The sequence below is a fragment of the Pseudonocardia alaniniphila genome, assembly GCF_022524485.1.
GTDB classification, from domain to species: Bacteria; Actinomycetota; Actinomycetes; order Mycobacteriales; family Pseudonocardiaceae; genus Pseudonocardia; species Pseudonocardia alaniniphila.
The window spans coordinates 82,151-102,952 of the sequence record NZ_JAKXMK010000031.1 but is presented as its reverse complement, the minus strand read 5'-3'; the positions used below and the strand labels follow the sequence as shown (position 1 = coordinate 102,952).

Below are 20,802 nucleotides of genomic sequence, written 5' to 3'. Positions count from 1 at the left end.
GGTGTCGCGTCACGGTGCTTCGGCGCCGCCGTAATCGACCGGGCTACGCATCGGCGGCCCGTGGCGCACCGTGGGTTTCCAGTCGACGTCGGAGCGGACCCGTGCCTGCGATTCCGCCGCCGTCCGCTCGCCTCCGTGTGACGTGTACTTCGCGACGGTGCTCGGCGCGGTGGTCCCGCCGATCGCTGCGGTTGTCAGTGCCACCAGGGCGAACACGGACAACGCCAGGTAGCACAGCACATTCCAGACCGAGCGACGGCGCACGGGAGCAGCGAGCTTGCGGGCCAGCTCGGGGTCGCTTCTCCGGAGAGAGTCCGCGATCTTGCTCAAGCGGATGAATTCATTGTGATCGAGCGCCATGAGTGTGCCTACTCCGATCGGTCGGAAGACCTGTTGGTCATTCGTCGGGCAGCGCGGAGTCCGTCCACTCGAGCGAAGGCCGGGCCGTCACGGTGACAGCGCCCCCGCAGTTCCAGCAGCTGGGCTCCTTGACGGCATCGCGGCCTTCGACCTCACAGAGCCCGCAGAACCAGTGGGCCACGACCGCCATAGCTGCCACCCTTTCGTTCCGGCAAAGTCGATCGTTGTAGCGCAGAAGGACGTTCTGATCCCTGTCGAACCAGTGTCGGCGCGAGGTGCGCCAGGTACATCACCGCCAGCAGCCGTCACGATCTGCTGCTGACCGGAGTGCTCGGGCTCCTGCTGGTAGGTACATCCAGGCTCAGTGCACGACGCGCCTGCACATGGTTCGACCCCGACATCGGCATGGCCCCGCGATGGTCCGCCGAACGGCGGAACGTCGGCTCACCGCTGCCGGAATCGGCTCTGTCCGACAGGCGCCATCCATGCCCTGATCTGCGACAATGTCGGCTTGGTGAGGGTGCCGTGTACGTGCTTCTCGACTGCGCCCTCCGTGACTCACACCTGGCGGGCGATGCCTGTCGTGGAGCGCTCCTCAGCCATCAGAGGCAGCACCTCCCGCTCCCCCGGGCCGATAACGGGCGGCAGATCGTCGCGGTCACCGCCGGGAGGTGAGCCGGCGTGCGCGGCAGCCTGACCGGCCGGATGGTCATCGCCAGCGTGCTGCTGACGTTGCTGACGAGCGCCGCATTCGCCGTGCTGCTGCTGGCGATCCGTGATCAGCGGAACTCGGCCCAGCTGGATCGACACTCCCAGGAGGTGCTGGTCGCCGCGGCTCGGGTCGAGCGAAACCTGGTCGATATCGAAACAGGGACCCGCGGCTACTTGTTGACCGGCGACGGTCGGTACTTGCAACCGGCACACGCAGGCGAAGCCGATTTCGCGCAGGCCAGCCGTGAGCTCGTCGACCTCACCGACATTGCGGACCTGAACGAGGCGCCGGGAAGGCTGACCTCGATCCACGTGTCGGGGACAGCGCAGGCGATCAAGATCAAGGGCGAATCGTACATCAGGGACTATTTTCGCCCGCTCGTAGTGGCGGCGGAACGCGGCGATCCGGCCGCGCGCAGCATCGAGAACGCGCAGTTGGGGAAGATAAAATTCGACGACATCCGGTGGGACTTCAACACACTGGAGCAGGCCGAGCAGCGCGTCGCCGCCGAGCGTGACGACCGTGCGCGTGAGATCGCCAACCGGGCCACGATCGCCGCGATCGCCGGTCTGGGCGTCACCGTGGTGCTGGTCGGGGTCTTCGCCACCTACCTGAGCAGAGCGATCGCACGACCGGTCCGCCAGGCGTCCGTGACGGCGGAGCGGCTCGCGAGCGGAGATCTGTCGACCCGCATGCCGACGACCGGAGTGGCCGAGATCGGAGTACTCGAGAAGTCCTTCAACACGATGGCCGGCTCGTTGGAGCGCAGCCAAGCGGAGCTCGCCGATCTGCTCGCGGAGCAGGCCGCCCTGCGCCGGGTCGCCACAGTCGTCGCCGAGGGCACCCCGCCGGAGAAGGTCTTTCCCGCGGTCACCGAGGAGGTGGCCCGGCTGCTCGACGTCGACGGCACGCGCTTGATGCGCTACGAGGCCGACGGTACGGCCACCATCGTCGCCAGTTGGGGCGAGCTGACGATCGTCCCGGTGGGCACGAGGATCACGCTGGAGGGGCGCAACATCGGATCTCTGGTGCGCAGCACCGGCAAGCCGACTCGCATCGACGACTACGCGGACGCTCCGGGCTCTGCGGCCGCGATCGCCCGCGAGCGCGGCATCCGTTCGACCATCGGCGCGCCCATCATGGTCGAGGGGCGGCTCTGGGGCGCGATGAGCGGATTCATCACCAAGACGGATGCGCCGCTCGCTTCGGGCATCGAACTGAGGCTGGCCGACTTCACCGACCTCGTCGGCACCGCCATCGCCAACGCCCAGGCGCGGGCCGACCTCACGGCGTCACGAGCGCGCGTGGTGGCCACCACCGACGAGATCCGCCGCCGCATCGAGCGCGACCTGCACGACGGCACCCAGCAGCGGCTCGTCTCACTCGTGCTCGAGTTGCGCAACGCGCAGGCCGACATCCCCGACACCCAGCCCGAGCTCCGAGCCGAGTTGGCCGACATCGCCGACGGCCTGGTCGCCGCACTGGACGACCTGCGGGAGATCTCCCGCGGCATTCACCCGGCGTTGCTCGCCACGAGCGGCCTGGGGCCGGCGCTCAAGGTGCTGGCCCGCCGCTCACCGCTCCTGGTCGAGCTCGACCTCGATCTCGACGGCCGCCTCCCAGAGCATGTCGAGGTCGCGGCCTACTACGTGGTCGCGGAGGCACTCACCAACGCCGCCAAACACGCACATCCCACGGTCATATGGGTTGCGGCCGACGTGGTGGACGGCCGCCTGCGACTGTCCGTCTGCGACGACGGCGTCGGTGGCGCGGATCCGGCCAAAGGCTCCGGGCTGACCGGGCTCACCGACAGGGTCGAGGCGCTCGGTGGATCGATCACCGTGCACAGCCCGCCGGGTGAGGGCACGGCGATGCAGGTCTGGCTCCCCCTCTCAGCTCCCGCCGAACCCACCTGACGGAGCGGACAGACCTGCTACTTCGCAGCCGTGACGATGCTGATGTTGGCCCGGGTCCCGACGACGGTCGCCGTGGGGATGAAGTAGTCGGGCGACGGCTTCTGCTTGTCGACCAGCGCGTTGTACAGCCAGACGATGGTGTCGTAGGACTGGCCGTACGGGTCCTGGCCGATGGCTGCGTACATGTTGCCGGCCTTGATCTGGGCGACGTTCTCGGCGGTGAAGTCGAAGCCGATCACCTTGACCGTCGAGGTGCGGCCCGCAGACGCCACGGTCTGGGCCGCGATCTGCGGGTTGCCGCCGGTCACATAGATCCCGACGAGGTCTTTCCTGGAGCTCAGGTAGTCGCGTGTCGCTGACGCCACCCGGTCGGTCGACGTCTGGTATTCGACCCCGCCGCCGGCCTGGGTCACCCACGGGCAGTTCTCCTTGAGACCGTCGAGGAACCCGAGCCGGCGCTCTTCGAGCGCCTGGAACGTGAACGACTCGGTCTCGACGCCGACGACGCCGGGCCTGCTCGCGTCGGCCAGGTTCTTCGTCGCGGTGCACATCAGCTTTCCCGCCTCCATGCCGGCGGCACGAAGATCCTGGCCGTGGAAGAAGAGAGCACCTGATCCCTCGGCGCAGGACGCATTGCCGTTGTAGGCCGCTACGAGCACACCCCTGGCGTCTGCCTGCTGAATGTAGGTACAGATGCCGTCGCCGGGCATCAGCGCGGCAACGGCGTCGTAGCCGTCGACGACCGCAGCGCTCATTGCGTCGCCGATATTGTCGACCGTCACGTCGGTGCCGGCGTTGATCCAGTCGACCGTGCCGCCTGCGGCCTCGACCTTCGGCTTGACCGCGTCATATCCGGCCTTCACCTGCGCGAAGAACGGGTTGTTCTCGATAGCGATGATCGCGATCTTGACCGGCTCGGTGGGCTTCGTCGTGCTCAACGCCGGTCGCTCACCCTGCGGCGGTGCTGCCGGCGGCGCAGACAGCGTGTTCGACGACTGTTTCACCGGGGATTCCTGGGCCGTCGCGCACCCGGCAAGCAACGCGATCGCGGCAACCGCGAAGGTCATTGCTCGTTTCACAGGGACTCCCTGTCGATCGGTATGTCAGCCCCGGATTCGCGACAAACAGCGTAACCGCGCGCTCGCCGATATCGAAGGTCGCCGCACACACCGATTGGCCACCGCACGCATGTCCGAACGTGTGCGCGGTGGCCACGAGGTGTGCGCGGCGCCGGAGTCAGGCCTGACCGGCGTCGGCGCGCTCCTTGGCGTGCCGATCCGTCGCGGCCTGGATGGCGTCACCATGGCGCTTGTCGAGCTCTTCCCAGCGCGACACCGCATAGTCCGACGCCTTCTGCAGACGCCCGGAACTGCCCTGGAACCGCGGCTTCACGTGGTTGGCGAACAGCTCGTAGCTCTTCAGCGTCGCCTCGTGCCGCGCCCACTCGTGGTGGATCAACAGGTACGAGCCGAAGCCACCGGACTGCTTCTCCAGCCGCTCGACCTGCGCGATGGCCTCGTCCGGGGTGCCGATCACACCCAGCCCGGTCTCGTTGACCCAGGCCACCCGCTCCTCGAAGGTCGTGCCCGCCGCCCGGAAATGCGGCGCCGCGAGAACCTTCTGGGTGTAGTCGCACCAGGCGTCGAGGCCGTGGCGGGCGTCCTCGATCGCCTGCTCCTTGGTCTCCGCGAGGTGCATCGGCCCGCACAGCCGCCAACCGGACCGGTCGGGGGTGTGCCCGAACTGCGGCGCCCGCTCCTGCATGACGTCCCAGTGCAGCGCCAGCGCATCGAAGCCACCCTCAGGGGCCGTCGCACCCACGGACAGCAGGCTGAGCCCGTTCTTCGCCGCCACCCGCGGACCCGTCGGGCTCGCGATCGCAGCCACGGCGACGTCGAAGTCGCTGTAGGGCGCGAACTGGGTCTGTGCGTCGACCAGGTTGTAGCGCGGCGTCCTGTGCGTGACCTTCTCCCCACGCAGAATCGCCATGAGGACCTCGACGTCCTCCTCGAAGGCACCCCGCAACTCCTCGAGCGGGATACCGATCATCGTCGCGTCCGTGGCGAGCGCGCCCGGCCCCAGACCGAGCATGAACCGACCACGCAGCAGGCGGTCGGTGAACAGCGCGCGATCGGCGACCCACAGCGGGTTGTGGTACGGAAGCGACACGACACCGGTGCCGAGCTTGATGTGCCGGGTCTCCTGCGCGGCATAGGCGATGAAGATGAACGGGTCGGGAATCAGCTCGTGGCCGCACGAGTGGTGCTCGCCGATCCACGCCTCGTCGAAGCCGAGCATGTCCATGTGCCGGATGACGGCCAGGTCGCGCTCGATCGCGTAGGTGGGATCCTGGCCCACCGGGCAGTGGAACGGGGCCATGAACGTCCCGAACTTCAGTGCCATCGTCAGCTCCCTTGCTGAGGTCGAACTCGCGAATTCCGGGCGGCTCCGTGAGCGCGTCGAACGGGAGGATGAGGGGATATGCGCAGGTTGGTTACTGTCAGTCACGCCCTGCAGACGATCGTTGCAGATGCGCAGCGTCGCGGGAAGCCTGAAGCCTCCTCCCGCTACGGGTTGCGTACACCCGGCGCGCGAGTCACCGCGGCGCCGTGGAGGCCGCGGTCAGGTCGTACGAGGTCTCGTAGAGGTCCCGGCGGAACCGTTCCTTGATCGAGGCCACCGCGACGAAGGTGATCACGGCCGTGGCGATGATGTACAACGCCACGGACCAGGACGCACCCGTGGCGGCGAGCAGCGCGGTCATGATGAACGGGGCCAGGCCGCCTGCGAACACCGACGCGAACTGGTAGCCGAGCGACGCCCCGGAGTAGCGGACGTCGGCAGGGAACATCTCGGCGTACAGCGCTGCCTGCGGCCCGTACATCATCGCGTGAATCGTGAACCCGATGATCAGCCCGATCAGGACGACCGGAATCGAGCCGGTGTCCACCAGCCAGAACAACGGGAACGCGAACACAGCCATGAGCACGGTGCCTGTCAGGTAGACACCTTTGCGGTTGCCCCGCCGGTCGGTGAGCGCGCCGAAGAACGGGATCGTGACGACCTGGGTGGCGCCGGCGACCATGACGCAGACCAGGATCGCGGTGCGGGACATGCCGACCTGCTTGGTCGCGTAGTCGAGCAGGCCGCTGATCAGGATGTAGAACGTCGCGTTGACGACGAAGAACGCGCCCGCCGCCTGGAGGATCTGCCGCCAGTAGCTGCGCAGCGCCTCCTGGAGGGGCGTCTTGCGCAGGCCTGCCTCGCGCCTCGACTCCGCGGAGTGCTGCTGCATCGCCCGGAACACCGGGGTGTCGGCGATCTTCAGCTGGACGTAGATGCCGATCAGCACCAGGAGCAGGCCGCTCAGGAACGGCAACCGCCACCCCCAGGAGTCGAACTGCTCGTCGGACAGCGTCGCGGTGAGGATCAGGAAGAACGCGTTGCCTGCGACGGCACCGAAGATCGAGCCGGTCTGGATCAGGCTGCCGTAGAAGCCACGGCGCTCCACGGGTGCGTGCTCGGTGAGCAGCAGTGCCGCGCCACCCCACTGCGCGCCGACGCCGAGGCCCTGCACGAGCCGGGCGACGACCAGCAGGATCGGCGCCCACACCCCGATGCTCGCGTACGGCGGCAGCACGCCGATGCCGAACGTGGCGAGACCCATCACGAGCATCGCGGCGACCAGTGGGGGCTTGCGACCGAACCGGTCACCGATGTGACCGGCGACGATGCCACCCAGCGGGCGGGCGAGGAATCCGACGGCGAACGTCGCGAAGGCGGCGAGGGTGCCGGCGACCGGGTTGACGGACGGGAAGAACTGGTCACTCAGGACGAGCGCCGCCGCCGTCGCGTAGATGAGGAAGTCGAACCATTCGAGCGTCGTGGCGAACACGGCGGCCGCCGCGAGTCGGCCCATCTGTCCGGTGGAAGGGAGGTCGGCATTCTCTGAGCTCATCGCTGTCCACCTCCGGGCCGCACCGCTGCAGCGCCACGACGTCAACGTCAGTACGAACGATCGTTCAGACGATAATCACATGTGGCTCCGCCGAGCAAGATGCACGGAGCAACCCAGCCCGAGCGCGGTGTTTCGGGCCGATCAGTCGTGCCGCGGAAGCGGCGCCTCGACGAGCGCCAACGCATAGCGCGCGTGCTGCTCGGCGAGCTGACCGCGCGACAGGCGCCCGTCGGGTCGGTACCAGGTGGCGATGGCCGCGCACAACGAGAGGATGCTGCGGGCCGCATCGGCTGGATAGGGCGTGCGGAACTCCCCGCTCTCAACACCCTGGGCGACGATCTGCTCGATGAGCGACTGGGTGTCGTCCCGCTCGGCGACCAGCCGCTCCCGGTCCGGACCCTGCAGGTAGCGGACCTCGCTGGCCGAGACCAGCATGGCGACCTGGTGGTCCACCACGAACCCGACGTAGGCGCGGACGGCGTCGCGCATCCGTGGGCTCGCGGCGTCGCCTGCGTCCTCCACCGCCCGCACCACCCGCGCGTACAGCTCGGCGTTGGCGTGCCGCAGCACCTCCGCGAGAAGGCGGGACTTGGAGGGGAAGTAGTTGTAGAGGTTCGACAGGCTGGTGCCCGCGCCGCGGGCGACGTCGCGCATGGACGCACCATTGAAGCCGCTGTTGCCGAATGCCTCGAGCGCCGCGTTGAGAATCGCCGCCTCGTTGCCGCGGCCGGTGTCGGCGATGAGGGCGGCGCCACGCGAACGATCGATCACGTCAATCAGGCTATACCACACCTGCATGGTGATCTGCCCGGCTTGACCTGGGATCTTCCCGATGGTTCTGTAACTGACAAGAACGCTCGTTCATGTGGCGAGGACGACGTGGTCAGGAGGGTCAGTGACGCGCGGCCGAACCGCTCCGCCCCATGCCCGAGCAGGCGGATACTTCGAGGACTTCGCCGTCGGGCAGCGATTCACCAGCGGGCCCCGCACCGTCACCCCCGCTGATCTCGCCGACTTCACCCGCCTCAGCGGCGACGACCACCCCGTGCACACCGATCCCGCGTATCCCGGCGGCCCGATACTGCAGGGTCCCTTCGGACTGGCCGTCGCGATGGGACTGCTGCAGCCGCTCGAACTGCACGGCGACCGCGCTGCCACCACCGTGCTGGGGCTGCTGGACACGCACTGGTCCTACCGGCGCCCGATACGGGTGGGCGACGAGCTGCACCTCGACCTGACGATCGTGCGGTGCCGACGTACGACGGCGCGAGACCGCGGCGTCGTCACCAGGCACATGACGCTCGCGGGAGCCGACGGGGAGACCCGGCAGGAGGGGACGACGTCCGTGCTGCTGGCCGCGCGGGAGGCGGGACCGGACCCGGTCGGCCGCGCGTTCGGCACGACGGGGTGGGGCGAGGCGCTCGCCGAGCGGCTGCGCGAGGGCACGGCCTTCGCCGAGGCGCTCGAGTCATGGGACGGGACGATCGGACTGCGAGCCGGCGAGCACGAGGTGCACCTGCGCGTCTACCGGGGCACAGTGATCGAGGTGTCACGGCGGGCGGCGCTCGGAGCGACGTTCACCATGGAGGCCGACGAGCTGACCTGGACCCAGCTGGTCACCGCGGCGTCCAATGAGTTCATGCGCCGCAGCATGTCCGGGCAGTTCGCGGTGCGCGGCAACGGCTACGAGTACCTGCGCCTGACCCCGGTGCTGAACCTGATCGCCGACGCGGCACGGGCACTCGCACAAGAGGAGCAGCATGAACGGCAGTAACGGCATCGAGGCCGCATATCTGCAGGTCGGAGGATCGCTCGCGTTCGTCGAACAGAGCGGAGCGGGCATCCCGGTGCTGTGCCTGCACACCGCGGGGCAGAGCGGCGTGCAGTGGCGGCACGTCACCGGCGAGCTGGCTGCGCTGGGCTACCGCGCCGTGGTGCCGGACCTGCCCGGTCACGGTCGATCCGAGCCCGCCGTCGGTGGGCCGGTCACCGATCTCGGGAGCTACGCGGAATGGTGCGTCGAGCTGATCGAGCTGCTGGGGCTGGAACGGCCCTTCGTGGTCGGCTGCTCCATCGGCGGCAAGACCGCTCTCGACATCGCGAAGCGGATCCCCGATCGGCTCTCCGGCGTCGTCGCGATGGCTGCGGACGCCTGGACCGGTGGCAGGCCGAGCGTGCGCGGGTTGCGGCGCGAACTGTCCGACGTCGCCGCGCCGAGCCGTAGCGACCGCACCTACCTCGGCACGCTCGCCGTCGTCGGAGAGTCGGTCCCACCACAGCGGGCCGAACTGATCGCGACCATGCACCGGCGGGAGGACCCGGCGGTCTCCCTGTCGGACCTGATCGCCTGGGCCGGCCACGACCTGCGCGCCGAGCTGGCGTCGATCACCTGCCCCGCGCACCTGGTCGTCGGCGCGGACGACCTGTGGGTCGACGCCGCCGACGTCCGCCAGGCCGCCGAGCAGATCCCCGACGCCCGGATGACCGTGCTCCCCGGCGTCGGGCACTACCCGATGGAGGAGATCGACGGCTTCGCCGCGCTGCTCGACCGCTGGTTGCGCGCGCTCACCGGAGCTGCGACGCCGGCAGGTGCGCGATGAGCGCCCCGGACGTCGACCGCGCCGCTGTCGCGCCGCACGCCGTACCCGCACACGCCCGGGGCGCCGACACGGCCGACCAGGTCCCCGCCGACCTGCCCGGCCTGCTCGGCCGCCTCGCCCGTCGCGACCCGGATCGGATCGCGGCCCTCGACAAGGGTCGTGACGGGACGACGATCCCGGTGAGCCGGGGCGAGCTGTGGCAACGCACGCTGTCGCTCGCCGAGGAGCTGCGCACCGGCGGGATCGGAGCGGGCGACTGCGTAGCGGTGTGGCTGCCCAACTGGAGCGATGCGCTGGCCTGGCAGTTCGCCGTCGCCGCCCGTGGGGCCCACGTCATCGGGATCAACACCCGGTACAACGTCGACGAGGTCACGCACGTGCTCGACCGGGCGCGGCCCCGCCTCGTCGCGTTGGCGCACGACTTCCACGATCTGGATCTGCTGGGAGGCCTTCGCGAGGCGGTCGCGCGGTCGACGAACCCGCCACCGGCGGTCGCCGTGGTCGCAGGGCCGGGTGCCCCGGCCGTCGCCGACCCGTCGGCGTCGGACGTCGGCGGTGGCGCCTGGGCTCCCGCAACACCCGTCTCCGCGCCTCCCGGAATCGGCGGCTCCGGCCTCGACGATCTCGTCGTCGCCTTCACGACCTCCGGCTCGACCGGGATGCCCAAGCTTGCCGCGCACCGCGCCCACGGAGTGCTGACACACGCCGTCGCCGATGCCACGACCATCGGTATCGACGAGGCCGACCTCGTGCTGTGCGCGCTTCCGCTGTCGGGCGTCTTCGGTTACAACACCGGGATGGCGGCGCTGGCCGCGGGTGCGACGTGCGTGCTGCAGCCGGTCTTCGACGCCGACACGGTGCTCGACGACATGGCCCACCACGGCGTGACGCACGTCGTCGGCGGTGACGACCTGGTGCTGCGGCTGGCCGAAGCGTGGAAAGCCCGGCCGCGCGACCTCTCCGCCTGGCGCTGGTTGGGGGTCGCCGACTTCCAGGGCCGCTCCCGCGAGCTCGCCGAATGGGCCCGCGACGCGTTCGGCACCGCGACGGCCGGGGTGTACGGCTCCTCGGAGGTGTTCGCCCTGACCGCGTTCTGGCCTCACGACGAACCGGCGCCCGGCCGCTGGACCGGCGGCGGACGGGTGGTGCACGACGGGATCACCGTGCGGGTCGTCGACCCGGTGACCGGGGAGGAGCTCCCGCCCGGGCAGGAGGGCGAACTGCAGTTCCGGGGCCCGAACGTGGTCGACGCCTACCTCGGCGACGACTCCGCGGCGACCAAGGCGTTCATCGCCGACGGCTGGTTCCACAGCGGCGACCTGGGCGCCCTCGTCGACGAGGGCGTGTTCGCGTTCGTCTGCCGGATGGGTGACGCGCTGCGGCTGCGAGGTTTCCTCGTCGACCCCGCTGAGATCGAGCGGCGGCTGGCCGAGCACCCGGACGTGTTCACCGCCAGGGTCGTCGGCATCCCCGGTCCCGACGGTGACACCAGAGCGATCGGGTTCGTCGTTCCCGAGGAGGGCAGAGCGCCGGAGCCGGCGTCGCTGCGGGATTGGTGCGCGGAGACGCTCGCGCGGTTCAAGGTGCCCGACGCAGTGCACCTCATCGACGCCATGCCGACCACGTCGGGAACGAACGGCACGAAGATCCGGGCGGCCACGCTGCGCGAGTGGGCCCGTCAGAGATTCGAGGACTCCAGGTCGACCTGACCGTTGGCGACGAGCCACTCCAGTGCTTCACGGAGTGCCTCCAATGCCGTGTAACGAGGGGCGAAGCCCAGCAGCGTGCGTGCGCGCTCGATGCCGGCGCTGATCGAGCGGGAGACATGCTCGCGAGTCGCGCCCGCATGCTCAGCTCCGACCCGCGACACGAACGTGGGCCAGTCGAGAAGTTCGAGCACGGGCTCCCGGCCGAACCAGCCGGCCACGCCCTGCGCGAGACCTCGCAAGGTCATCGCCTGCTCAGCGACGACATGGAAGCTCGAACCGATGGCCGCAGGGCGCGTCAGCGCTCGCTCGAACGCCTGCGCGACGTCGTCGGCGTGGACGTGATGCAGAACGCCGAGACCGAGATCGGGCAGCGGAAGCGGCGCACCCAGCGCGAGAGCGCGCCACACACCTGGGTCGAGGTTGCCGGCCGGAGTGATGACCGGCCATCCGGGCCCGCTGATGTGGCCGGGGTGCAGCACCACACTCGGCACACCACCGCTGCGTGTCTCGCGGTGCAGCAACTCCTCGATCGCTGCTTTGCCGATGCCGTAGTCGCCCACCGGATTCCGCGGCTCGTCCTCGGTGACCGGCACCCGCGCCACAGGGCCGTGCACCCAGATCGTGCCGCAGTGCAGCAGCAGCGGCCGGCTGTGCCGCAACGCCTCGACGAGCTGGGCCGCCGACTCGGCGGTGAAACACACCAGGTCCACCACGACGTCGGGTTCCAGGGCCGCGACCCGGGACCCGAACGTTCCGGCGGCATCCTCTGCCTCCCGGTCGACGGTCACCCGCTCGACCCGCGACCACTCCGGCGCGTGGTGGTAGGGCTCGCGTGTCCCGCGGCTGAGCGCAGTGACCTCATGCCCCGCGCGCACGAGTCGGGGAATCAGGTACGAGCCGATGTGCCCGGTCGCTCCGACGACCACGACACGGCTCATGCGGAACGTCCCGAGAGACGGGCTTTGCCGGTGTCACGAGGAGATGTCACCGCAAGATCATGCACCCTGTCCGATGTAGATGGAGACCGGGTGAGCCGAGCTCGGGCATCGAATTGCCGGTCGCTATCGGCTCAATTCGTCAGGGGCCCGAGGTGCGGTCATCGTCTCGAGGCTCGCCGCCTTCTATCGCCTCGACGGCTCCGAGAAGGCTGCGCAGGCCGATTTCCTCTCGCTGGATGTCGATGGACTCGTACAACCATTCGGCGCTCTCCTGCTCGACGACCTCCGCCGGGCCACTCGACTCGGCCAGGTCCAGTTCGGCCCTGACCTCGATCTCGAGCTCGCTGAGAAATGTGCCGTCGCCCGTCGGGTCGCTCACTTCTTCCTCCATGATGTGGTAGCCCCCACGGTGACGGTCCGAGCGGGCATGTCCTTCTTCCTCGAGGATGGTTGACCGGAAACCGGCGGCGGCCCGGGCGATCTCGCCGCGGGCCGCCGGTGCCGGCTCGATGGCAACCGGATAGCGAGCCGCCGGTCAGCAACTCCGGCGATCGCCGTCGAGCCCGGGGCTCCCGAGCCGAAGGCCTTGCCGTGGAATCACGGACGAGGGGCGCGGCGGGGCCGGCGTTCCTCGAGCTCCTCGGCGCTCACCGGGATCAGCATCGGCTGGCCGGGGACGCCGAACATGGTGACCACGAACCTGGTCTCGGCGTCGGCGAGATTGTTGCCGTCCTGGTAGTGGATGACGTCGCCGCCCGGCTCCCAGAACGTCTCGCCCGCACGCACGACACGCTGGGGATCGCCCTCCAGCTCGAAGATCATCTCGCCCTGGACCACGTAGCCGAAAGCGGGCCCGGTGTGACGGTGAGGCGGGCTACCGGCGCTCCCCGCCGGCAGGGTGACGAGGATCGTCATCGCCTCGGAGGACTCGGGCACAGGCGGGGTGGGCACCGAGCCGATGAGCTCGATCTGCGGCGGGGGCGTCGTTCGGTTCGGGTCCTCGATGTGGTGCGAGTGGTCGATGCTCATGAGTACTCCCATTTCTCGTGCGGTGCCTCGGAATCGAGGACACCAGCTAGGACAGGACAGCGACTTCGTCCGTGACAACAAGCCGTGGCTCGGCAGCCCGAAACGGCGGTGGACTGCGTCACACCGCCGCAGGTCATGAACGGCAGCCCAGCGCGGGTGTGGTGCGGCGCGCGTCTACTGCTGCGCGAGCCACTTGTCGAACGTGGTCTCCCCGAGCTGGGCGTCCGGACCGGGGAGCAGCGTCCGCTCGCTCAGCCGCACCCCGTAGTAGGGGGCCTGCTCGTCGGTGACGACCTTGCGCGGGTCGCCCTTCGCCGCAAGACCCTTGCACACCAGCTCGTCGAGCCGGAACTGCTCCGGGCCGCCGATTTCGCGGATCCCGTTCAGCGGCTCCCCCACCGCGACGCGAGCGACCGCGGTGGCGACGTCGTCGGACACCATCGGCTGGATGAGTGCAGTCGGCAGGCGGACCTCGCCGTCGACCGTGCTGAAGTCCGCGATGGCCTTGACGAACTCGAAGAACTGGGTGGCGTGCACGATCGAGTACGCCCGGCCCGAGTCGCGGATCAGCTTCTCCTGGACGATCTTCGCCCGGAAGTAGCCCGAATCCGCCAGTCGATCCGTGCCCACCACCGACAGCGCCACGTAGTGCCCGACCCCCGCCTTCGCGGAGTACTCGAGCAGGTTCGTGGTGGAGGTGCGGAAGAACTCCATCACCGGCTCGTCGGCGAACGACGGGGAGTTCGACACGTCCACCACGACCGCTGCGCCTTCGAGCACCTTCGCGAGGCCCTCTCCTGTCAGCGTGTTCACGCCGGTGTTCGGGGAAGCGGGCACGGCCTCATGCCCGTGCTCGTTCAGCGTGGCCACCAGCTTCGACCCGATGAGCCCGGTCCCACCGATTACGACGATCTTCACGACGAATCCCTCCATCCGAGTCCGCGTACCGCCCGCTGCGCGGGGCGGTGTCGGTAGCGAGGACAGGACAGCCTCCGGATCTGTGACAGCTGATCCGCCGAAGCCGATGTGACGCCCGTCATGTCACGAATCGGTGTCTCGTCCTGTCCTCGCTCCCGACAACGGCACCTCGCGAGGAGCACACATGGACACGACATCGCTGGCGCAGACCGCGCGGAGCCAGATCGAACGCGCCAGGGCGTCGGCGCACGGCCGTAGCGCTCACACGGTGCACGGAGGCCACGACCACGTGCTCCGGCAGACCGTCATCGCGCTGCGAGCCGGCGAGACGTTGCAGGAGCACGACAGCTCGCGGGAGGCGACGCTGCAGGTGCTTGCCGGCCGGGTGCGGCTGGCCGCCGCGACACGGGCGGTGGAAGCCGTCGCGGGCGACCTCCTCGCGGTGCCCGCCGACGCCCACACGCTCCACGCGATCGCGGACTCCGCCGTGCTGCTGACCGTCGGGCTCGTACTCGGCACGCCCGCGCCCGTTGCGGTCGCGGGCAATGCAGGCCCTGGCTACTCCTGGCAAGAGGACTGGAACTAGGCGTGCAGCCGGGAACTCTGCCCGAGCCCGGACCGGTGCGCAGCCGGCCGTCGCTCCGGATCCGGATGACGGCGCGCGCCGCCGACGAGCCACACCGGGCCTCCACTCCGCTCGAACTGCTCTTCGATCTGACGTTCGTGGTGGCTGTTGCGGGGCTCGTGACACAGCTCGCCCACGGGTTGGCGCAGGGGCACGCGGCCGAAGCCGTGACGCCGTTCCTGCAGGTGTTCTTCGCCATCTGGTGGGCCTGGATGAACTTCACCTGGTTCGCCTCGTCCTACGACACCGACGACGTGCCGTACCGGCTGCTCACCCTGCTGCAGATGGGCGGCGTGCTCATCCTGGCCGCCGGGGTGCCGCCCGCGTTCGCCACCGGGGACTACCGCGCGGTCACCCTCGGCTACCTGGTGATGCGTGTCGGGCTCGTGGCGCAGTGGCTGCGGGCGGCACGGGAGGACCCCGATCGCCGCGGCACCACCATCCGGTACGCCGTAGGCATCTCCGCCGTCGAGGTGCTCTGGCTCGTCCGCCAGCTACTGGCGGAGCTCGGTGTGCTCAGCGGTGCGACGGTGCCGGTGGTGGTGTTCGTCGCCCTGGCCGGGGCCGAGCTGGCAGTGCCTGCGTGGGCCGAACGCAACAACTGGAGAACGAGCTGGCATCCGCACCACATCGCCGAGCGGTACGCGCTGTTCACCATCATCCTGCTGGGCGAGAGCGTCCTCGCGGTGTCCACCGGGTTCGCCGACGCCGTCGGTGCCGGTCTTCACGGGTCGCTGGTGGTGGTCGCGGGCTCCGGGCTGGTGTTGCTGTTCGCGCTCTGGTGGCTCTACGACATGGAACCGAGCGGCGACGGGCTGTCGGATCGGCGAGAGCGCGCGTACCTGTGGGGCTACGGGCACTACGGGATCTTCGCGGCCCTCGCGGCGCTCGGGGCGGGCCTCGAGGTCGCCGTCCGGCAAACCGGTGGCCACAACGCTGTGGGCACGCTCGGGACGGGCTACGCGGTGGCGGCCCCGACCGCGGCGTTCCTGGCGCTGCTGTGGCTGAGCCACGCTCCGATCGTGCCGCGATCGCAGGCCCGGCCGTCCGTTCTGCTGGGCGCCGCCGCCCTCGTGCTGCCGGCTCCGATCGCGCTCGCCCGGGCAGGCGTGGGCGCGATCCTCGCCGTGATCGCGCTGATCGCCGCCGCGGCGGTCGCCGCGGCGGTGTGGCGCTCATCCAGTCCCGACATGGACACCTGACGCGGAACGCATCTGCTGAAGATCAACGACATGTGTCCATGTCGAGAGCACACCCGCAGGTGGAGATTCTTTCGACCCTCCTTCCCGTGGGTTTGTTGACCTTCGTCGTGCGATGCGTTGGGGGGCAGGGCATTGTGTGCGGCGTCAAACTGAACAGGGGGTGTTGATGTGGGTGCCGTGCTCGCAGTTCCGGTCGAGGCGGAGCCGTGGTCGGTGGAGGTGCGTTCGGAGTCGAGCTACCTGTTCGCGGGGTATCAGTCCGTGGGTTTCCCGGCGGTGCGTCGTGGTGCCGGTGTGGTCGCGTTGACCCTGGACCGCGGGCTGGTGCCGGGACTGGTGGTCGCGTGCGATGTGCTGCTGGGTCACGCGTACCTCGCGGAGCATCAACAGCCGCTCGGTTGGTCGGCGATGGGGTGCGGGCGCGGACAGGTGGCGGTGCTTGGCCCAGGGCTCGTGTCCTTCACCCAGCCTGAGGTTTCGGTGGGTGGTCTGGCCCAGGCGATCGAGGTCGAGCACACGTGGTTGGCCGGGTTGCGGCGTGCATTGGAGCCTTGGGCTGCGTCCCCGGCCCCGGTGGTCCGCCCCCTCGGGTAGGCCGTCCTCCGCCTCTGCGTGCGCGTTGGCGGGCGGGGGGTGTGCGTGTGTTCGGGGCGGCCTCAGGCCTTCGACCACCGGAGCCGCTCGCCCTTCGAGTCGAGCTTGCACGCCATCGGCGTGCCCGCGCTAGAGCCCACGGGCTGGGCCCAGCGGGAGCTCGGCTTGCACCGTGGTGCCCGCGCCGCAGACGCTCTGCACCCAGAGCCGGCAGCCCAGAGCATCCACCCGGTCCTTGAGCCCGACCAAGCCGGATCCGCCGGAGAGCTCGGCGCCGCCGCGTCCGTCGTCGCGCGCACACCCGCAGCGCGTCGGCGTCGTCGCCCGCGGCAGCGGTGTCGACGTGGACGTCGATGGTGGAGGCGTCGGCGTGTTTGACCGCATTGGTCAGCGCCTCGGCCACCACGTAGTAGGCGGCGACCTCGATCGGCTCGGGGAGCTGTCGATCGGCCCGGACGTCCAGGCGGACGGGGATGGTGCAGCGGCGGGCGAGCACCTCCAGCGCCGAGGACAGGCCGCCTTCGGCGAGGGCTGCAGGGTGGATGCCGCGGGCGAGCTCGCGCAGCTCATCCAGGGTGCTGGTGGCCTCGGCGGCCAGGTCGTCCAGCTGTGCCGCCAGCTCGACGGCCTCGGGCGGCGCCGCCGCCTGCGCCAGTTGTAGTGCCATGGCGAGGGAGACCAGCCGTTGTTGGGCGCCGTCGTGCAGATCGCGCTCGATGCGCCGCCGCGCCTGGTCGGCGGCGGCCACGATCCGGGCACGCGAGGCGGTCAGCTGCGCCTGGCTCTCCGCGTCGGCGACGGCGGTGGCGGCCAGCTCGGTGAACCCGGCCAGCCGGGCCTCGGTGTCCGCGGGCAACGGCTGCACGCGCGTGGACGCTATGCCCATCAGGCCCCACAGCCGGCCGGCGACGTTGATCGGCACGGCGGCCGCCGCGCCGAAGCTGAACGCCCGGGCGATGTATGCGGCGTCGCCCGAGACGGTGGTGTAGTCGTCGATCCGCGCCGGCCGCCCGGTCTCGAACACCAGCGTGGTCACGTTCCGCCCGCCGAGCTTGTACCGGGTGCCGACCTTGATGGGGGAGGCGGCGGTGCTGCTCCACGCACCCAGGATCGTGGCCCCGCCGTCCGGGTCGTACCGGGTCATCGTGATGAATTCAGCGTGCAGCACCCGCCCGACCTCGGCGGTGACAGCGGCGAACACCTCCTCCGGCGCCGCCGCCCGGGCAAAGAGCGTGGCCACCCCGCGCAGCGCGGCCTGCTCCTCGGCGAACCCGCGCAGCTCTACCCGCGCCTGGGCGTTGGCGAGGGCGGTGGCGACCAGCTCGGTGAACCCGGAAAGTCGCGCCTCGGTGTCTGCCGGCAACGGCTGCGCGTGCGTGGACGCTACGAGCACCAGGCCCCACAGCCGGCCCTCTACATTGATCGGCACGCCGACCGCCGCGCGGACGCCCCACCTGTGGTGAGTCTCGGCGACCGGACCCGAGGCAGTGGCGTAGTCGTCGATCCGCACCGGCCGCCCCGTTTCGGACACCAGCGTCAGCACGTTCCGCCCCCCGAGCGCGACCCGAGTACCGATGGGGACAGGGAAAGCGACCTCAGTTCTGGTCCACGCGCCGACCCACGTCGCCGTGCCGTCCGGCTCGTACCGGAGCTCGCATACTCGGTACCGAGCAGCCGCCCGACCTCCGCGGTGACAGCGGCGAACACCTCCTCCGGCGCCGCCGCCCGGGCAACGAGCGTGGCCACCCTGCGCAGCGCGGCCTGCTCCATGCCGAATCGCTCGACATCCTGGGCCAGCGAGTCCGCCCCAGACGTGACCCGTCGCGCATGCGCGGCCAGCTCGCCCACCACGTACCCGGTTACCGCGGAGGCGACCAGCGTCGCCAGCGCCCGCGCTCGGGTCACCGCTGAGCGGCCTCGACTGGCGCCGTTCGGCGCCGTAGCGCCTCTCACGACATGAGGCTAGCCACCAGCTGTCCTGGTGAACACCACCGTCAACCGGCACATTCTGCGGGAGCACGCCTCCGCTGGCGACGAGCAGGACCATCCGGCCACCGCCCACGAACACGCTGCTCACGACCTGCATCGCCTCGGCGTTCCGCGTGGGATCGAGCGAGTACAGCGCGCAGAGGTACGGCGGCAGGGTAGAGTGCTCCAGCTCGATCGCCCACTGCAGGTGCGTGCGCAGGTCGTCGAGCGCGGCGATTCCTGTGGTGGAGAGCGTCACGGTGGTCCTTCCTCAGGGGCACGCGGGATGTGCACACCCGCCTTTCCGGAGGACAGGACGGCCCCGGATCTGTGACACGGGGCGCAGAGCGCCCACGAGACGTCACATTCCGGTGGGCTCTCCTGTCCTATCCGGTGAAGCGTGTCCGGCCGAGTCGCGAGATAAGAGCGGGAGCACCGGGTTTCAGACGGCTCTTCGGAGTAGGCGTCAAGCAGAGCGTGACTGGTCCCACCCGCCGCCGGACACCACCACCCCACACGAAGGAGAACGATGAAACCGGCCGAGCAGCGGATCGCGACCTCCGTACTGGTGATCGGCACCGGCGGCTCCGGGCTGCGTGCCGCCATCCAGCTGGCCGAGCGCGGCACCGACGTCCTCGTGGTGGGCAAGCGGCCCTCCACCGACGCGCACACCACCCTCGCGGCGGGCGGCATCAACGCCGCCCTCGGCACCATGGACCCCGAGGACTCCTGGCAGCAGCACGCCGCCGACACGCTGAAGGAGAGCTACTTCCTCGCGGATCCGCACACCGTCCGGATCGTGGCCGAGGGTGCGGCACGCGGAATCGCCGACCTCGAACGCTGGGGCATGCCCTTCGCCCGCGAGGCGGACGGGCGCATCTCGCAGCGATACTTCGGCGCGCACACCTTCCGGCGCACCGCCTTCGCCGGCGACTACACCGGCCTGGAGATCCAACGCACCCTGGTGAACCGGGCCCGGCAGCTCAACGTGCGGATCATCGACACGATGTACGTGACCCGGATCCTCACCCGGGACGGCGTGGTGTTCGGCGCGTACGGCTTCGACACCGAGGACGGCACCCGATACGTGATCCACGCCGATGCCGTGATCCTGGCAGCGGGCGGACACACCCGGATCTGGCGACGGACCTCCTCGCGCCGCGATGAGAACACCGGCGACTCGTTCCGGCTCGCCCTCACAGCGGGCGCGCGCATTCGCGATCCCGAGCTGGTGCAGTTCCATCCCTCGGGCCTGATCGAGCCCGAGAACGCGGCCGGCACGCTCGTGTCGGAGGCCGCCCGCGGCGAGGGCGGGATCCTGCGCAACCGGCTCGGCGAGCGGTTCATGGAGCGCTACGACCCGTTGCGGATGGAGCTCTCCACCCGTGACCGGGTTGCCCTCGCCGCCTACACCGAGATCAAGGAGGGCCGGGGCACGCCACACGGCGGGGTCTGGCTCGACGTCTCCCACCTGCCGCGGGAGACGATCATGCAGCGGCTCCCCCGCGTCTACCAGACCCTGCTCGAACTGCAGATGCTCGACATCACCACGACGCCGATCGAGATCGCACCCACCGCCCACTACTCGATGGGCGGGGTCTGGGTGCGCTCGGAGGACCACGGCACCGGAATCGAGGGCCTGTACGCCATCGGCGAGGCCTCCAGCGGACTGCACGGAGCCAACCGGCTCGGCGGCAACTCGCTGATCGAGCTCCTGGTGTACGGACGGATCGTGGGCGACACCGCGGCGGACTACTCGGCCGCCCTCGGCGCGCAACAACGCAGCGCCGCCGCGGTCGCCGAGGCCCGCGACGAGGTGGACCAGCTACTCGCCGCGGACGGGCCCGAGAACGTCCGCTCACTGCAGCGTGCGGTCCGCGACACCATGACCGAGCACGCCGGCGTCGTGCGCGACGAGCACGGTCTGCAGGCGGGGCTCGCCCGGCTCGACGACATCGAGACGACCGCGAAGAACGTCGGCGTGCATCCCGACCTGGCCGGCTTCCAGGACCTGGCCCACGCGTTCGACCTGCGGTCGTCGCTGGTCGCAGCCCGTGCGACCGTGGAAGCCGCGATCGAGCGCCGGGAGACCCGCGGCTGCCACAACCGCTCGGACTTCCCGAACCTGGACGAGTCACTGCGGGTCAACATGGTCTGGTCCGGGCCGGGGAACGTGGTCCGCGAGCCGGTGGCCGAGACGCCCGTGGAGATCGCGGCCCTCGTCCGGGAGGTCTCGTCCGCCGGCAAGCTCGTGGAGTGAGCCGGTGGAGGGC

The 20,802-nt window shown here is 70.0% G+C and carries 19 protein-coding genes and 1 pseudogene; 7 read left to right on the top strand and 13 right to left on the bottom strand.

All coding sequences use genetic code 11. The annotated features are described in order from the left end of the window. Positions 1-9: 9 nt before the first annotated feature. Complete coding sequence (locus MMF94_RS31740; RefSeq protein WP_277398864.1) at positions 10-360, bottom strand: DUF3040 domain-containing protein; 351 nt, start codon at positions 358-360, stop codon at positions 10-12. A gap of 37 nt (positions 361-397) precedes the next feature. Next, positions 398-550, bottom strand: coding sequence for a hypothetical protein (locus tag MMF94_RS31735; RefSeq protein WP_241041102.1), 153 nt, complete (start codon positions 548-550; stop codon positions 398-400). A gap of 491 nt (positions 551-1,041) precedes the next feature. On the opposite strand from MMF94_RS31735, the gene MMF94_RS31730 reads away from it, so the two are divergent. Next, entirely contained in the window at positions 1,042-2,988 is a 1,947-nt protein-coding gene (locus MMF94_RS31730) for a sensor histidine kinase (RefSeq protein ID WP_241041101.1), read from the top strand. Positions 2,989-3,005: 17 nt separating this feature from the next. Here the strand turns inward: MMF94_RS31730 and MMF94_RS31725 are convergent, their stop codons facing one another. From MMF94_RS31725 to MMF94_RS31710, 4 genes are all read right to left on the bottom strand, one after another. Beyond that, a complete protein-coding gene (locus MMF94_RS31725) occupies positions 3,006-3,926 on the bottom strand; it encodes a sugar ABC transporter substrate-binding protein (protein ID WP_241041100.1) in 921 nt (306 codons plus the stop codon). A 298-nt stretch (positions 3,927-4,224) separates the two neighbouring features. Beyond that, positions 4,225-5,391, bottom strand: a complete 1,167-nt coding sequence (locus MMF94_RS31720; RefSeq protein ID WP_241041099.1) for an LLM class flavin-dependent oxidoreductase — start codon at positions 5,389-5,391, stop codon at positions 4,225-4,227. 193 nt (positions 5,392-5,584) lie between these two features. Further along, a complete protein-coding gene (locus MMF94_RS31715) occupies positions 5,585-6,946 on the bottom strand; it encodes an MFS transporter (RefSeq protein WP_241041098.1) in 1,362 nt (453 codons plus the stop codon). Positions 6,947-7,087: 141 nt separating this feature from the next. Beyond that, positions 7,088-7,717, bottom strand: coding sequence for a TetR-type transcription factor C-terminal domain-containing protein (locus tag MMF94_RS31710; protein WP_241041097.1), 630 nt, complete (start codon positions 7,715-7,717; stop codon positions 7,088-7,090). Between the two features lie 124 nt (positions 7,718-7,841). Between MMF94_RS31710 and MMF94_RS31705 the strand changes: the two genes are divergently transcribed. Genes MMF94_RS31705 through MMF94_RS31695 form a run of 3 tightly spaced genes read left to right on the top strand, consistent with a single transcriptional unit; the run spans position 7,842 to position 11,255 of the window. After that, a complete protein-coding gene (locus tag MMF94_RS31705; protein WP_241041096.1) occupies positions 7,842-8,720 on the top strand; it encodes a MaoC/PaaZ C-terminal domain-containing protein in 879 nt (292 codons plus the stop codon). Beyond that, complete coding sequence (locus MMF94_RS31700; RefSeq protein WP_241041095.1) at positions 8,707-9,546, top strand: alpha/beta fold hydrolase; 840 nt, start codon at positions 8,707-8,709, stop codon at positions 9,544-9,546. The genes MMF94_RS31705 and MMF94_RS31700 overlap by 14 nt, the downstream gene beginning before the upstream one ends. Further along, entirely contained in the window at positions 9,543-11,255 is a 1,713-nt protein-coding gene (locus MMF94_RS31695; RefSeq protein WP_241041094.1) for an AMP-binding protein, read from the top strand. The genes MMF94_RS31700 and MMF94_RS31695 overlap by 4 nt, the downstream gene beginning before the upstream one ends. Here the strand turns inward: MMF94_RS31695 and MMF94_RS31690 are convergent. From MMF94_RS31690 to MMF94_RS31675, 4 genes are all read right to left on the bottom strand, one after another. Beyond that, entirely contained in the window at positions 11,225-12,193 is a 969-nt protein-coding gene (locus MMF94_RS31690; RefSeq protein WP_241041093.1) for an NAD-dependent epimerase/dehydratase family protein, read from the bottom strand. The two genes, MMF94_RS31695 and MMF94_RS31690, sit on opposite strands and share 31 nt — an antisense overlap. Positions 12,194-12,332: 139 nt before the next feature. Next, positions 12,333-12,572 (bottom strand): hypothetical protein, encoded by a 240-nt coding sequence (locus tag MMF94_RS31685; RefSeq protein WP_241041092.1) that lies wholly within the window; start codon positions 12,570-12,572, stop codon positions 12,333-12,335. A gap of 218 nt (positions 12,573-12,790) precedes the next feature. Continuing rightward, positions 12,791-13,222, bottom strand: coding sequence for a cupin domain-containing protein (locus MMF94_RS31680; protein WP_241041091.1), 432 nt, complete (start codon positions 13,220-13,222; stop codon positions 12,791-12,793). A 174-nt stretch (positions 13,223-13,396) separates the two neighbouring features. Further along, positions 13,397-14,140 (bottom strand): SDR family oxidoreductase, encoded by a 744-nt coding sequence (locus MMF94_RS31675; RefSeq protein WP_241041090.1) that lies wholly within the window; start codon positions 14,138-14,140, stop codon positions 13,397-13,399. A 184-nt stretch (positions 14,141-14,324) separates the two neighbouring features. On the opposite strand from MMF94_RS31675, the gene MMF94_RS31670 reads away from it, so the two are divergent. Together MMF94_RS31670 and MMF94_RS31665 are read left to right on the top strand one after the other, a co-directional pair. Further along, positions 14,325-14,726 carry a cupin domain-containing protein gene (locus MMF94_RS31670; protein WP_241041089.1) on the top strand — a complete coding sequence of 134 codons (402 nt, stop codon included), beginning with the start codon at positions 14,325-14,327 and terminating at the stop codon, positions 14,724-14,726. Between the two features lie 2 nt (positions 14,727-14,728). Further along, the gene (locus tag MMF94_RS31665; RefSeq protein WP_241041088.1) at positions 14,729-15,967 is read left to right on the top strand and encodes a low temperature requirement protein A; all 1,239 of its coding nucleotides are present in this window, start codon (positions 14,729-14,731) and stop codon (positions 15,965-15,967) included. Positions 15,968-16,427: 460 nt separating this feature from the next. On the opposite strand, the gene MMF94_RS31660 is transcribed toward MMF94_RS31665, so the two are convergent. The 3 genes and pseudogenes from MMF94_RS31660 to MMF94_RS43845 form a co-directional block, all read right to left on the bottom strand. Then, a complete protein-coding gene (locus MMF94_RS31660) occupies positions 16,428-18,092 on the bottom strand; it encodes a GAF domain-containing sensor histidine kinase (protein ID WP_241041087.1) in 1,665 nt (554 codons plus the stop codon). A gap of 5 nt (positions 18,093-18,097) precedes the next feature. Continuing rightward, positions 18,098-18,466 (bottom strand): hypothetical protein, encoded by a 369-nt coding sequence (locus MMF94_RS31655; RefSeq protein ID WP_241041086.1) that lies wholly within the window; start codon positions 18,464-18,466, stop codon positions 18,098-18,100. A 169-nt stretch (positions 18,467-18,635) separates the two neighbouring features. After that, positions 18,636-18,788, bottom strand: a pseudogene (locus tag MMF94_RS43845) (ferritin-like domain-containing protein); the annotation flags it as partial. A 270-nt stretch (positions 18,789-19,058) separates the two neighbouring features. Here MMF94_RS43845 and MMF94_RS31650 point away from each other — a divergent pair. Further along, the gene (locus MMF94_RS31650) at positions 19,059-20,789 is read left to right on the top strand and encodes an L-aspartate oxidase (protein WP_241041085.1); all 1,731 of its coding nucleotides are present in this window, start codon (positions 19,059-19,061) and stop codon (positions 20,787-20,789) included. Positions 20,790-20,802: the final 13 nt, after the last annotated feature.

What these genes read in the sequence shown, in the direction of transcription:
- MMF94_RS31715 (WP_241041098.1), bottom strand. Translation starts at nt 6,946, where the DNA reads ATGAGCTCAGAGAATGCCGACCTCCCTTCCACCGGACAGATGGGCCGA.
- MMF94_RS31650 (WP_241041085.1), top strand. Translation starts at nt 19,059, where the DNA reads ATGAAACCGGCCGAGCAGCGGATCGCGACCTCCGTACTGGTGATCGGC.
- MMF94_RS31695 (WP_241041094.1), top strand. Translation starts at nt 9,543, where the DNA reads ATGAGCGCCCCGGACGTCGACCGCGCCGCTGTCGCGCCGCACGCCGTA.
- MMF94_RS31700 (WP_241041095.1), top strand. Translation starts at nt 8,707, where the DNA reads ATGAACGGCAGTAACGGCATCGAGGCCGCATATCTGCAGGTCGGAGGA.
- MMF94_RS31670 (WP_241041089.1), top strand. Translation starts at nt 14,325, where the DNA reads ATGGACACGACATCGCTGGCGCAGACCGCGCGGAGCCAGATCGAACGC.
- MMF94_RS31680 (WP_241041091.1), bottom strand. Translation starts at nt 13,222, where the DNA reads ATGAGCATCGACCACTCGCACCACATCGAGGACCCGAACCGAACGACG.
- MMF94_RS31735 (WP_241041102.1), bottom strand. Translation starts at nt 550, where the DNA reads ATGGCGGTCGTGGCCCACTGGTTCTGCGGGCTCTGTGAGGTCGAAGGC.
- MMF94_RS31690 (WP_241041093.1), bottom strand. Translation starts at nt 12,193, where the DNA reads ATGAGCCGTGTCGTGGTCGTCGGAGCGACCGGGCACATCGGCTCGTAC.
- MMF94_RS31740 (WP_277398864.1), bottom strand. Translation starts at nt 360, where the DNA reads ATGGCGCTCGATCACAATGAATTCATCCGCTTGAGCAAGATCGCGGAC.
- MMF94_RS31720 (WP_241041099.1), bottom strand. Translation starts at nt 5,391, where the DNA reads ATGGCACTGAAGTTCGGGACGTTCATGGCCCCGTTCCACTGCCCGGTG.